11 protein-coding genes are annotated in these 12,474 nt (G+C 67.6%); 4 read left to right on the top strand and 7 right to left on the bottom strand.

The features are described 5' to 3' along the window. The 5 genes from BRAS3809_RS17850 to BRAS3809_RS17830 all read right to left on the bottom strand — a co-directional run. A partial coding sequence (locus BRAS3809_RS17850; protein WP_035656636.1) for a heavy metal translocating P-type ATPase occupies positions 1–1,507 on the bottom strand: 1,507 nt, incomplete at its 3' end. Between the two features lie 93 nt (positions 1,508–1,600). Next, entirely contained in the window at positions 1,601–2,332 is a 732-nt protein-coding gene (locus tag BRAS3809_RS17845) for an SDR family NAD(P)-dependent oxidoreductase (protein ID WP_008963489.1), read from the bottom strand. Further along, positions 2,325–3,713, bottom strand: a complete 1,389-nt coding sequence (locus BRAS3809_RS17840) for a class I adenylate-forming enzyme family protein (protein ID WP_008963488.1) — start codon at positions 3,711–3,713, stop codon at positions 2,325–2,327. The genes BRAS3809_RS17845 and BRAS3809_RS17840 overlap by 8 nt, the downstream gene beginning before the upstream one ends. Continuing rightward, positions 3,700–3,945, bottom strand: coding sequence for an acyl carrier protein (locus BRAS3809_RS17835; RefSeq protein ID WP_006611415.1), 246 nt, complete (start codon positions 3,943–3,945; stop codon positions 3,700–3,702). The genes BRAS3809_RS17840 and BRAS3809_RS17835 overlap by 14 nt, the downstream gene beginning before the upstream one ends. A gap of 126 nt (positions 3,946–4,071) precedes the next feature. Further along, positions 4,072–5,874 carry a long-chain-acyl-CoA synthetase gene (locus BRAS3809_RS17830; RefSeq protein WP_008963487.1) on the bottom strand — a complete coding sequence of 601 codons (1,803 nt, stop codon included), beginning with the start codon at positions 5,872–5,874 and terminating at the stop codon, positions 4,072–4,074. Between the two features lie 177 nt (positions 5,875–6,051). Between BRAS3809_RS17830 and BRAS3809_RS17825 the strand changes: the two genes are divergently transcribed. Further along, positions 6,052–7,047, top strand: a complete 996-nt coding sequence (locus BRAS3809_RS17825) for a tripartite tricarboxylate transporter substrate binding protein (RefSeq protein ID WP_008963486.1) — start codon at positions 6,052–6,054, stop codon at positions 7,045–7,047. Between the two features lie 25 nt (positions 7,048–7,072). Here the strand turns inward: BRAS3809_RS17825 and htpG are convergent, their stop codons facing one another. Continuing rightward, on the bottom strand, positions 7,073–8,959 hold the full coding sequence (gene htpG, locus BRAS3809_RS17820; protein ID WP_170323299.1) for a molecular chaperone HtpG: 1,887 nt from the start codon (positions 8,957–8,959) through the stop codon (positions 7,073–7,075). A gap of 88 nt (positions 8,960–9,047) precedes the next feature. Continuing rightward, the gene (locus BRAS3809_RS17815) at positions 9,048–9,536 is read right to left on the bottom strand and encodes a MarR family winged helix-turn-helix transcriptional regulator (RefSeq protein WP_008963484.1); all 489 of its coding nucleotides are present in this window, start codon (positions 9,534–9,536) and stop codon (positions 9,048–9,050) included. Between the two features lie 130 nt (positions 9,537–9,666). Between BRAS3809_RS17815 and BRAS3809_RS17810 the strand changes: the two genes are divergently transcribed. The 3 genes from BRAS3809_RS17810 (at position 9,667) to BRAS3809_RS17800 (ending at position 12,230) form a co-directional block, all read left to right on the top strand. Then, positions 9,667–10,209, top strand: coding sequence for a VOC family protein (locus BRAS3809_RS17810; RefSeq protein WP_008963483.1), 543 nt, complete (start codon positions 9,667–9,669; stop codon positions 10,207–10,209). A 192-nt stretch (positions 10,210–10,401) separates the two neighbouring features. Further along, on the top strand, positions 10,402–12,039 hold the full coding sequence (locus BRAS3809_RS17805) for an FAD-dependent oxidoreductase (RefSeq protein WP_008963482.1): 1,638 nt from the start codon (positions 10,402–10,404) through the stop codon (positions 12,037–12,039). Continuing rightward, entirely contained in the window at positions 12,036–12,230 is a 195-nt protein-coding gene (locus tag BRAS3809_RS17800) for a DUF2783 domain-containing protein (RefSeq protein ID WP_008963481.1), read from the top strand. Before BRAS3809_RS17805 ends, BRAS3809_RS17800 begins: the two co-directional genes overlap by 4 nt. The last annotated feature ends 244 nt before the right edge of the window (positions 12,231–12,474 follow it).

Genomic DNA, 12,474 nt, shown 5'->3' with positions numbered 1-12,474 from the left:
TGATGGTCGGATGCAGCCGCTGCTCGCTCCTGACCGCATCGACCTTGTCCGAGGGCACGCGGTCGGCGAGCACCGCGTCGAGGTCGAGCGCCGCGCCGATCGCCTGCGCCGCCGCCGCGCGGTCGCCGGTGACCATCACCATGCGGGCGATGCCGGCCTCGCGCAGCCAGCGGATCGCCCGCGGCGTGTCGGCACGCAATTCATCGGCCAGCAGCAGCGCGCCGATCGGCCTGCCGTCGACGGCGACGAGCACGATCAGCGCCGAGCGCCAGGAGGCGCGGCGAATGGCGCGCGCGGCCCAGGGGGGCGGCGCGTGGCTGCCGAGGATCAGGTCCGGCGAGCCGGCGCTGATGCGGCGGCCGTCGATGATACCGGCGAGGCCGGAGCCCATCGTTTCCCTGACGCGCTCCGGCACCTTGAGCTTGAGCCCGCGGGCATGACCCGCCTCGACGATGGCATGCGCCAGAACGTGATGGGAGGCCTGTTCCAGCGAGGCGCCGAGCAGCAGCACGGTGTCTGCATCTTCGCCCGGGGCCGCCTCCACCGAGAGCAGCCGCGCGCCGCCGACGGTCAGCGTACCGGTCTTGTCGAAAAGCACGGTATGCGCCCGCGCCAGCGCTTCCAGCTTGCCGCCGCCCTTGACCAGAATGCCGCTGCGCGCCGCCTGGGCGACGCCGGCGATGAAAGCCACCGGCGCCGCAAGGATCAGCGGACAGGGCGTCGCGGCGACCATCACCGCGAGCGCGCGGATCAGATCGCCCGAGGCAAGCCAGGCGGCGGCGGCGACGGCGAGGCTCACCGGCAGGAAGATCAGCGCGTAGCGATCGGCGAGCCGCACGAACGGCGCCTTCGCCGTCTGCGCCGACGTCACCAGCTTGACGATGCCGGCATAGGTGCTCTCGCCGGCGGTGGCGGTCACCGACAGCTCGAACGTCTCGCCGGCATTCAGCGAGCCGGACAGGATGGCCATGCCGCGCCTTCTCGAGACGGGGATCGGCTCGCCTGTCAGCGCCGATTCATCGACCACTGCAATCGCCGTCTCGACCACGCCGTCGACCGGGACGATCTCGCCGGCACGGACCATCAGGCGGTCGCCGATGGCAACATCGGCAACCGCAACATCCTCGATTCGATCGTCGTGCCAGCGATGCGCGATGCGCGGGGCGCGGTCGACCAGCGCACGAAGATCATGCTCGGCACGGGCGACCGCGATGTCCTCGAGCACATTGCCGCCGGAATACATCAGCGCCACCACGGCGCCCGCCAGCGGCTCGCCCAGCACGATCGCCGCACTCATCGAGACGAGAGCGATGGCATCGACGCCGATGCGGCCGGCCAGGACGTCGCGGATGATCGAGACGACCAGACCGGCGATGACCGGGACCGTGGAGGCCGTGAAGGCGATGCCGGCCCATTCGGGCCGGCCGAACGCATGCGCGGCGCCGCCCGCGGCGAGGCCCGCGACTGCGATTGCGACGAGGCTCCATCGCAGGATGCGTTCGAACATGGCGACCGATTCCGGAATTGCACCGGCAGTATCGCCGCGACGGCGGTGCCGCCGCTTGAGCGAAATCAACCGCGGGCGCGGCAGATCATCGCGTCAGGCGGTATTGCCGGCGTCGACCGTCAGTACCGTCCCGGTGACGTTGCGCCCGCCCTCGCCGAGCAGGAACTCGACCATCGCGGCGACGTCGGAGGTCTCCGGCAGCCGCCGCAGCGCGCTGCGGCCGGCGATGCGCTGCTGCTGCGCCTGGTCCATGCTCTGCGTCAGCTCGGTGGCGATGAAGCCCGGCGCGATCGCATTGACGGTGATGCCGACCTTGCCGACCTCGCGCGCCAGCGAGCGGGTGAAGCCGTTGGCCGCCGCCTTGGTCGCTCCATACACCGACAGGCCGTTGTAGCCGGTGCTGGCGATGATCGAGGAGATGTTGACGATGCGCCCCTCGCCTGCGGCCATCATATGCCGCACGACGTATTTGGTCAGGATCATCGGCGCCAGCACGTTGAGGCGCACGAGGCCCTCGATCTCCGAATTGTGCATGGTCGCGAGCAGGCCCTCGGTCCCGATGCCGGCATTGTTGACGAGGCCATAGAGCGGGCCGAATTCGTCGCGTACCGACTTCACGAAAGCCGGGATCGCATCGACCGCGCTGAGATCGCAGGCGCGGAAATGGATGCCGGCGCTGCTCGCGCTGAATTCGGCGACGGCCGCGCGCAGCTCCTCGCTCTCGCGGCGGGCGACCGCGATCACATCAAAGCCCGCGCCGGCGAGCCTGCGGGCGATCGCAAGTCCGATGCCGCGGCTCCCGCCAGTGACCAGGACGTTACGCATCGGTGCGCGCCAGCTTGCCGGCCGGAGTGACGTCGAGCGCCGGCACGAAGCGGAGCATCGCCGGCACCTTGTGGGCCGCGAGACGCGCGCGGCACTCGGCGAGGATCTCGTTGCGAACAGCGTCGGCGCGCGCCGGATCGCCGTCCGCCGTCAGGACGACCTCGGCTACGACGATGCCGCCGGTGATCGGGCTGCGCCGCGATTTCGCGCGCGACATCCGGACGGCCGGGTGGCCATTGATCACGGCCTCAATCTCCTCGGGATGCACCTTCAGGCCGCCCACATTGATGATGCCGTTGCGCCGTCCGACGAAGTAGTAGCGATCGCCGCGCAGCTCGACCATGTCGCCGGTGTCGACATAGCCGTCGGCGTCGGTCAGCGCCGCCGCGGCGCGCCCGACATAGGCATGCGCCGCACGCTTGGAGCGGATCCGCAACGAGCCGTCGACGACCTTCATGTCAACGGCACCGAGGCCCTCGCCGAGCAGCGTGGCGGGAAAGCCCTCCAGTCCGTCATTGACCGCGAAGCCGACTCCCGCTTCCGTCGAGGCATAGGCGTGTCCGATCGAGGCATTCGGGAACGCCTGCTTCAGACCGTCGAGCACGGCCTGGTCGGCGATCTCGCCCGACAGCCGCACATAACGCGGAGCGAATTGCTCGGCCGAGCCGCTCATCAGCAGCTTGCGCCAATGCGACGGCGTGCCGGAGATGTGCGAGACCCCGCGCGCATTCAGACGCGCGACGTGATCGGCCAGCGCCTCGCCCGGATCGGACAGCACCATGGAGCCGCCGCCGACGATCGCGCGGAGAAAGATCTGCAGTCCGCCATAGCGGCGGATGTCGTAGAACGTCGCCCACACCGGAAGCGCATCGCCAGGGGCCGGTCGATCGCCGATGATGGCGCCACACAGTCCTTCCAGCGTGTGGCCGACGATCTTCGGCACGCCCGACGTTCCCGACGTCAGCATCAGCCATTCGGTCGCCCGCACCGTCTGCGCCATGCGTGCGACGGGCTGCGGCATCCCGACCAGGACCACGCGATCGATCCCGCAATCTGCGAAGCGTTCCGGCTCGTCGGTGACCACAGCATCAATTCCGGCATCCGCGACGATGCTGGTCAGATGCTCGCTCTTCAGATCCGGCGGGCACAGCAGCATGCGCCGGGCCACGCCGTCGATTTCGATCACGGTCAGGCCCGCCAGCAGCTGGCCGGAGGTCGCGACCAGCACCGAGCGGCCGTCGAGCTCGCCGACACGGCCGCCGAGACAGCTTTTGCGCGACAGCTCGGCCAGCCCGACGACGTGACGCGGATCCGAAATGGTCCGCTCGGTCAGGTCAGTGCCGAGATGGTCGGGCAGCGCGAAGACCTCACGCGGGGACATTCTCATACGCCCTGATGAAGTCGCCGATCGTATTGGGGAACGTGACCTCCTCGGACAAAGTGAACGGATCGACGCCGAGATCATCCTCGAGGCGGGCGACCAGGATTGCGAAGGCGAGCGAGTCGAAGCCGGTCTCGTGCAGGGTCAGCTCATCGGTCAGCGGCGGCAGCTTGACCTTCTGCTCCTCGGCAATCTGCTTGATCGCTGCAATGATTCTTAACCGTACCGACATGGCGAAATCCGTCATTGTTCAAACGATAAGATCGACCCTAGAGCGAGATGGTGAAGGAACCCGGACCTTCGCGGTATGTTTCGAGACCGTTGGTAAATGCCCCTCATGGCCTATGATTAAAATCATCTACAAGCGGATCTCTCCGGTCGCGATCTGCGCATAGAGAGCGGCGTCGAGCGCGCGGTAGGCTCCGGTTGCGGCATCGCGCATGTACAATGGCTCTGAAACGATCGAGGGATCGAAGCCGTCGCGCATCAACTGCTGCTTCTTCTGCTTGAACGTCTCCGTCGATTGCAGCGAGGGCGTGATGCGCAGCGCGACCGGCTGCGCATAGGCCGGCAATCGGCGCGCGAGCTCCGACGACAGCCTTGCAAGATCGAAATCCTGCGTGACGACCAGCGCCGCCATGCCGGCCCGACCATCGGTGCCCGGCACTGCGACACCGTAGGTCGAGGCTTCCGCGACCCCCGGACATTGCAGGATCGCCTCGGTGACCTCGCTGGTGGACACGTTCTCGCCCTTCCAGCGGAACGTATCGCCGACACGGTCAACGAAATAGAAGAAGCCCTGCTCGTCCTGGCGCATCAGGTCGCCGGTGCGGAACCAGGCGTCGCCCTGGGCGAAGACGTTGCGCAGGATCTTCTTCTCGGTTGCCGTGCGATCCGTATAGCCCTCGAAGCGGCCGCCGCCGTCGTCGGCCTTGCCGATGCGGCCGATGGCCTCGCCAACCTCGCCACGCGCGCATGGCTGGCACAGCCCGTCGGGCCCGCGCAGCGGCGCGCTCTGCTCATCGTCGAGCCGGATGATCGACGCCGGAAAGCGATGGGCGAGCAGCGAGGGCACGCGGCCGATCGAGCCCACCCGGCCCTCGACATTGTAGAGCGAGAAATTGCCTTCGGTGGCGGCGTAGAACTCCAGCACCTGCGGGATCGCGAAGCGCTGCTGGAACGCCTCCCAGACGTCGCCGCGCAGGCCGTTGCCGCAAGCGAGCCGCAGCCGGTGCGCGCGATCGAGGTCCGACGGCGGCGCTGCGAGCAGGTAGCGGCAGAGCTCGCCGATATATTGCACCAGCGTGCAATCGTGGCGAACGATGTCGCGCCAGAACTGACGCGCCGAGAACTTCTCCGCCAGAACAGCGGTGCCGCCGGCGCGCAGCATGCTGCAGGGTGCGACGATGCCGCCGACCGAATGATAGACCGGCAGGCAGTCGTAGAGACGGTCGTCGGGGCCCGCACCGGTGAGCCCCGCGAACCAGCCGCCCCAGTTCAGGATGCGGCGATGGCTGATGCTGGCCGCCTTGGGCAGGCCTGTGGTGCCGGACGTATAGATCAGCAGCGCGCGATCGTTGATCGTCACGGCGGGCCGCTCGCCCGGCGCAAGCGGATTCGCGTCCATCGCAGCGAGCGCGGCGTCGAGATCGCCGCCCTGCATCCAGACCCGTGGCTTGCCCGCGATCAGCGCAACGGCCCCCGCATAGGCCTCCTGCACCTCATTCGACAGGATGACGTGGGCGGGCGTCGCGACGTTGATGCAATGCGCGAGCGACGCGCCGACCAGGTTGGTGTTGATCAAGGCGACGACCCCGCCAACGCGGCTGATGCCGAGCCAGGCGGCCAGATAGTCCGGCCGGCTCGGCATCATCAGCGCAACGGTGTCGCCGGGGCCGATGCGATGGGCCAGCGCCCAGCGGGCATACTGGTTGATGCGTGCGGACAGGGCGGAATAGCTGAGCGCCTCGCGATCGGCGATCAGCGCCGGCCGCTCCGGCTGCTTCGCCGTCCAGGCGTCGACCTCATCGGCGAACAGCCGCGTCGGCTCGGCTTCGATCCGCGCAGTCAGCTCGATCGCCCTCAGCCAGATCTTCGCCGCCGAGGGCCGCGCAGCCGGCCTCATGAGTTCCGCAGACCGGTCCGCGCGCTCGATGTCCATCACTGCCACCGCCCCACCTTCGGCGTCGTTATAGGCGGCGGCGCCTGACCACCCGTTAACCGGAACGGTTAACCGGCTGAGAGCATGGCGGGATTGATGCGAATGCGGGCTTTTACGAAGTAATCGCAAATACCGGCTAGGTTGCATCTCCCAGACCATGCCAACGCAAGGGCCGGCATGCCCGACGACACGACGTTCACCCGACGTGCATTGCTGCAATGGGCCGCCTGGAGCGCCGTTGCGGCGGTACAGCCGGCCGCCGCGGCGGCCGGAGCGGAAGCGCCCTATCCGGCCCGCCCCGTCACCTGGGTCATCCCGTTCGCGCCGGGCGGCGCGACCGGCCGGCTGTCGCTCCTGATCTGCGACCGGCTGACCCGGCGACTCGGCCAACCCTTCGTGCTCGACCACCGCCCGGGCGCCGGCGGCAATGTCGCCACCCGCAGCGTGGCCAGCGCCGCGCCGGATGGCTACACGCTGCTGGCGACGTCGACCGCCAACATCATCAACGCCTCGGCCGGGACCGCGCCGGACATCGACGGCGGCGACCTCGTTCCCGTCGCCGGGATGGCGCGGACGCCGCTGCTGCTCCTCGTCAACAAGGAGCTGCCGGTGAAGACGCTGGCCGAGTTCCTGGCCTATGCGCGGGCCAACCCGGGCAAGCTCAGCGTCGGCACGGCCGGTCCCGGCACCGTCCAGCAGCTGTCGGCCGAGCTGTTCCGGACGCTCGGCGGCATCAGCTGGTCCGTCGTCCATTATCGCGGCTCGGGCCCGGCGCTGACCGATCTCGCCTCCGGACACATCCACGCGATGTTCGACAACACCGCCTCCGCGACCGACCTGCTGCGCAGCGGCAAGATCCGGGCGCTGGCGGTGTCGACCCGCGAGCGCGTCGAATCCTTCCCCCAGCTGCCGCCCGTCGCCGACGTGCTGCCGGCGTTCGAGACCTCCGGCTTCTATGGCGTGGCGGCGCCGCGCGGGACGCCGCAGCCGATCGTCGAGCTGCTCAACCGCGAGATCAACGCCGCGCTGGCCGATCCCGCGATCGCCAAGCAATTCGCCGAGGTCGGCGCCACGCCGATCACCGGCGACAGCCGGATCTATGCGTCGACGTACCACGCCGAGATCATGCGCTGGCGCAAGCTCGTCGCCGCGCAGGCGGGCCCCACCAAATAGAGCGTGGCGCCCGCCTTGCGTCATCTCATGCCGTCACTCCCTGCAGCACCAGCCGGTTGAGCCGCGCGGCAAACGCCGCCGGATCCTCAGGCAATTCACCGTCGAGGATCTGCGCCTGCTCGAGCAGCAGGAAGGAGAGATCGTCGACCTTGGCCTTGTCGGCGGCCGCCTTGGCCACCGCCACGACCAGCGGATGCCGCAGATTGATCTCCAGGATCGGCTTGGTGCGGGCGCCGCGCGCCTGCTGCGAGAGAATGCGCTCCAGCTCGCGATCCGGCCCATGGCTGCCGGCCACGAGACAGGAGGCGCTGGTGGTCAGCCGGGTCGAGACCTTCACGTCGGTGACATGATCGCCGAGGCTCGCCTTGATCAGCGCGATCGTGTTGGCCTCGTCCGCCGCCGGCTTCGCCTCGTCCTCGGCCTCCTTCTCGGTGACCGGGATCGGATCGAAATTGATGTCGCCCTGGCTCAGCGACTTCAGCGGCTTGCCGTCGAACTCCAGCCTCGCCGAGGTCCAGAACGCATCGACCGGATCGGTCAAGAGCAGCACCTCGACGCCGCGCGCCTTGGCCGCCTCGAGCCGCGGATTGGACTTGAGCCGCTCGATGCTGTCGCCGACCAGGAAGTAGATCTCGGTCTGGTTCTCCTTCAGCCCCTCGACATACTGCTTCAGCGAGCGCCGCTCGCCCGACGTGGTGGTGAAGCGCGACAGCGCCAGCAGCTTGTCGCGGCGCTCGAAGTCCTCGTAGAGGCCTTCCTTGATGACGGCGCCGAACGCGTCCCAGATCTTGTCGAAGTTGGCCGCGTCCTTCTCGGCGAGCTGCTCCAGCTCGCTGATCACCCGCGTCGTCACGGCCTTGCGGATCTGCGCCAGCTGCGGATTGTTCTGCAGCATCTCGCGCGACAGGTTGAGCGGCAGATCCTCGCTGTCGATCACGCCGCGGATGAAGCGCAAGTAGGCCGGTATCAGATCGGCATCGTCGGTGATGAAGACGCGGCGGACATAGAGTTTGACCTTGCCCTTGCGCGCCGGCTCGAACAGGTCGAACGGCTTGGTCGAGGGCGCGAACAGCAGCACGGCGTAGGAATAGCGGCCCTCGGCGCGGTAGTGCAGCGTCATCGCCGGCTCGTCGAAGGCGTTGGCGATCGACTTGTAGGCCTTGGCGTAGTCCTCCGCCGACAGCTCCGACTTGGAGCGCTGCCACAGCGCGCTCGCCGAATTGATCTGGCGCGGCTCGCCCTCCGCCTGAACCAGCATGATCGGGAACTGGATGTTGTCGGAATAGGCGGTGACGATACGCTCGATCTCGTAGGTCTCGAGGTATTTCTTGGCGTCATCCTTGAGATGCAGCACGATCTCGGTGCCGCGCGTCACCCGCTTGGCGTCCTCCTCGGAGGCCGGCGCGACCTCGAAGCCGGCGTTACCCGACGAGGTCCAGGTCCAGACCTCGCTGCCGCCGGCGCGGCGGCTGATCACGGTGATGCGGTCGGCCACCATGAAGGCGGAGTAGAAGCCGACGCCGAACTGGCCGATCAGGCCGGTGCCGTCCTTGGCCTCGGCGAGCTTCTGCACGAACGCCTTGGTGCCGGAGCGGGCAATGGTGCCGAGATGGTCGATCAGCTCCTGGCGGTCCATGCCGATGCCGCTGTCGGCAATGGTCAGGGTGTTGGCGGTCTTGTCGGGAATGATGCGGATCTGCGGCGGCTCGCCGTCGCCGATGAGCTCGGGCCTGGCGATCGCCTCGTAGCGCAGCTTGTCACAGGCGTCGGAGGCATTCGAAATCAATTCGCGCAAAAAGATGTCGGTCTCGGAGTAGACGGAATGCACCATCAGGTGCAGCAGCTCGGAGACTTCGGCCTGGAAGGAATGGCTAACGGTCGCGGTGTCGGTCATCGTCGTGCGTTGGCCCATGCTGGCAATGAAGGGGAGACCGTCGATATAGCGCGGCGACGGCCTCGATCAAGCCTTGCCGTCGCCCGTCCCGGGCTGCCGCGCTGCGTCATGCCGGCCGCTCCGTGGCACCCAGCAGCTTGTCGATGACGGCATTGAGGGTGGCGACCTCCTCCCTGGTGAGCACGTCCAGCAGATCGGCCTCGCGCGCCAGCGCATGGGGAACGATCTTGCGATACAGCGCCCTTCCCGCGGCCGTCAGCGTCACGATCCGCTCGCGGCCGTCCTCGGGGTCGCGGCTGCGGCTGACGATGCCGCGGGCCTCCAGGCTCTGCATGGCGCGGCTGACGTTCATCTTGTCGAGCGTCGTCAGCCGGCCGATCTGCTTGGTCGGCAGCCGCGGCTGCTCGCCGAGCGCCGCCAGGATCCGCCATTCCTGGCGCGACAGCGCGAAGCGATCGGCATAGACCTCCGCCACCGCCAGCGACACCTGCTCGGCGAGCCGCGCCAGCCGATAGGGGAAATAGCGCTGCAGCCTGAGCTCGCGCGCGCCCTCGCCATCGATCCCCTCGCTGGTCTCGTCGGCCGTTTTCGTCATCGCATCCCCTGCCCTCGTCCGCTCGCCCACGGCGATCTCAATCCGATCCCGATCGGATTGATCTGGATCAAAGCCGCCGGATCGTATCATCCGTTACTATCATGCCAACAACGATCATGGGAGGACCATCATGCAGATCGAGAAGATCCATCACGTCGCCTATCGCTGCGTCGATGCCAAGGCCACCGTCGACTTCTACAAGAAGGTCCTGAACATGGACCTGCTCGGCGCCATCGCCGAGGACAAGGTGCCCTCGACCAAGGCGCCCGATCCCTACATGCACATCTTCCTCGATGCCGGGAACGGCAACATCCTCGCCTTCTTCGAGCTGCCGAACTCGCCGCCGATGGGCCGCGATCCGAACACGCCGGAATGGACCCAGCACATCGCCTTCCAGGTCAAGGACATGGACGAGCTGGAGGAAGCCAAGGCGCGCGCCGAAGCCGCCGGGCTCGACGTGGTCGGGATCACCGACCACACCATCTTCAAGTCGATCTATTTCCATGACCCGAGCGGCCACCGCCTGGAGATCGCGACCTGGACCGCGACGCCCGAGCAGATCACGCGGATGAAGTCGGTCGCGCACGCCATGGTCGACGAATGGGCCACCACCAAGAAGCCGCCGCGGCACACCGCCTGGATGCACGAGAAGGAATTCGCGAGCGCCGACTGAGCGAGCGTTCCTTCCCACCGTCGCCTCCGCAATCAAGGCTCTCGTATATGACGATCGACGTGTTGCGCTCGTCTGTCTCAACGTCGTCATGGCCGGGAGCCCGGGCATGACGATGTGGAGACGGCGTCGCGAAAAACTCAGATCGGTCAAATGCGATAGCCCTGCGACCGCAACGCGCCAGACGAGGCCGCCATGAGCAACTATGTCTATCCGCGATTTCCCTATGTCCGCTCGGCCGAGCAGGCGAGCGGCGAGACCCGCCGCCATCCGGTGGTCGTGATCGGCGCCGGCCCGATCGGCCTGACCGCCGCGCTCGATCTCGCCGCGCGCGGCCAGAAGGTGGTGGTGCTCGACGACAACGACACCGTCAGCATCGGCTCCCGCGCGGTGTGCTACGCCAAGCGCCCGCTGGAGATCTGGGACCGGCTCGGCTGCGCCGCGCCGATGGTCGACAAGGGCGTGAGCTGGAACATCGGCAAGGTGTTCTTCCGCGACCGGCTGTCCTACCAGTTCGACCTGCTGCCCGAGCCCGACCATCGCTGGCCGGCGATGATCAACCTGCAGCAATACTATCTCGAGGAAATATTGGTCGATGCCTGCAGGAGGAGCCCGCTGGTCGACCTGCGCTGGAAGCACCGGCTGGTCAGCGTCAAGCAGACCGACGACCACGCTGTGCTCGCGGTGGAGACGCCGGACGGCATCTTCAGCATGGAAGCGCAATGGGTGATCGCCTGCGACGGGGCCAATTCCGACACGAGGCGGATGGTCGGCGCCGAGTTCAAGGGCCAGTTCTTCCAGGACCGCTTCCTGATCGCCGACGTCCGGATGAAGGCGGAGTTTCCGACCGAGCGCTGGTTCTGGTTCGATCCGCCGTTCCACCGGGGACAGTCGGTGCTGCTGCATCGCCAGTCCGACAACATCTGGCGGATCGACTTCCAGCTCGGCTGGGATGCCGATCCCGACGAGGAGAAGAAGCCGGAGCGCGTACTCCCGCGCATCCGCGCGATGCTCGGCGACAACGCGGAGTTCGAGCTCGAATGGGTCTCGATCTATCAGTTCGCCTGCCGGCGCATCGACAATTTCCGCCATGGCCGCGTGCTGTTCGCCGGCGATGCGGCGCATCAGGTATCGCCGTTCGGCGCCCGCGGCGCCAACACCGGCGTGCAGGATATCGACAATCTCGCCTGGAAGCTTTCGCTGGTGCTGCGCGGCGAGGCGCCGGAGAGCCTGATCGACAGCTACCACGAGGAGCGCGCCTACGCGGCGGACGACAACATTCTCAATTCGACGCGGGCGACAGACTTCATCACGCCGAAGACGCAAGTCAGCCGCCGCTTCCGCGATGCCGTGCTCGACCTCTCGCAGCACCACGCCTTTGCACGGCCGCTGGTCAACAGCGGCCGGCTGTCGACGCCGACGCCCTACCTCGGCTCGTCGCTCAACACGCCCGACGGTGCGAGCTGCGCCGGAGCCATGCTGCCCGGTAGCCCGGCAGCCGACGCGCCCGTGAACGTTGCGGGTCAGACCGGCTGGTTGCTGAACTGCCTCGGCGCCGGCTTCACGGTACTCACATTCGACCCCGTGGCGGCCGCCAGGGAGATCAGCGTCGACGGCCTCACGGCCCGCGTGCTCGTCGTCGGCCGCGACATCGAAGATGCAAAGGGCCTGCTCGCGCAGCGCTACGGCGCGTCTGAGGGCACGACCTACGTGTTCCGTCCCGATCAATATGTCACCGCCCGCTTCCCGCAATTCGACGAGGCCGCAATCGCCGCGGCGGTCCGGCGCGCCTGCGGCAGGTCCGGCACGGTGCAGCAGGAGCTTGCCGCATGAGCCTGATCCTCACCCCGAACATCAGCGATCCCGACGATTTCTATGCCGAGTTGATCGGCAGCCAGCGCGAGCTCAGCGAGGACGAGGCGCTGCGCATGAATGCGCGGCTGGTGCTGCTGCTCGCCAATCATGTCGGCGACCGCGCGACGTTGAGCGAGGCGATCCGGCTGGCGCGGGCGCCGGGCGGGTGACGCAGGCGACAACAGACCGATGCTCGCTGTGATCCCGGGATGCGGATCGCTCCCGGACGAGGTCGACTTGCACGCCGTTTGGGTTGCGCTCGATCCGGCTACGCTTTCGGCATAGCGATCGCACGGCACGACGCGATGCTGTCGCGACGAGCAATCCCGTCTATTAGTTGCACCGTCATGCCCGGGCTTGTCCCGGGCATCCACGTCGCTCCTAGGATGTCGAACGACGTGGATGGCCCGGACA

Source organism: Bradyrhizobium sp. STM 3809 (assembly GCF_000239795.1).
Taxonomy (GTDB): domain Bacteria; phylum Pseudomonadota; class Alphaproteobacteria; order Rhizobiales; family Xanthobacteraceae; genus Bradyrhizobium.
This window is presented reverse-complemented; position numbering and strand designations above follow the sequence as displayed.

What these genes read in the sequence shown, in the direction of transcription:
- BRAS3809_RS17830 (WP_008963487.1), bottom strand. Translation starts at nt 5,874, where the DNA reads ATGGACATCGAGCGCGCGGACCGGTCTGCGGAACTCATGAGGCCGGCT.
- BRAS3809_RS17805 (WP_008963482.1), top strand. Translation starts at nt 10,402, where the DNA reads ATGAGCAACTATGTCTATCCGCGATTTCCCTATGTCCGCTCGGCCGAG.
- BRAS3809_RS17845 (WP_008963489.1), bottom strand. Translation starts at nt 2,332, where the DNA reads ATGCGTAACGTCCTGGTCACTGGCGGGAGCCGCGGCATCGGACTTGCG.
- BRAS3809_RS17815 (WP_008963484.1), bottom strand. Translation starts at nt 9,536, where the DNA reads ATGACGAAAACGGCCGACGAGACCAGCGAGGGGATCGATGGCGAGGGC.
- BRAS3809_RS17840 (WP_008963488.1), bottom strand. Translation starts at nt 3,713, where the DNA reads ATGTCCCCGCGTGAGGTCTTCGCGCTGCCCGACCATCTCGGCACTGAC.
- BRAS3809_RS17810 (WP_008963483.1), top strand. Translation starts at nt 9,667, where the DNA reads ATGCAGATCGAGAAGATCCATCACGTCGCCTATCGCTGCGTCGATGCC.
- htpG (WP_170323299.1), bottom strand. Translation starts at nt 8,959, where the DNA reads ATGGGCCAACGCACGACGATGACCGACACCGCGACCGTTAGCCATTCC.
- BRAS3809_RS17835 (WP_006611415.1), bottom strand. Translation starts at nt 3,945, where the DNA reads ATGTCGGTACGGTTAAGAATCATTGCAGCGATCAAGCAGATTGCCGAG.
- BRAS3809_RS17800 (WP_008963481.1), top strand. Translation starts at nt 12,036, where the DNA reads ATGAGCCTGATCCTCACCCCGAACATCAGCGATCCCGACGATTTCTAT.
- BRAS3809_RS17825 (WP_008963486.1), top strand. Translation starts at nt 6,052, where the DNA reads ATGCCCGACGACACGACGTTCACCCGACGTGCATTGCTGCAATGGGCC.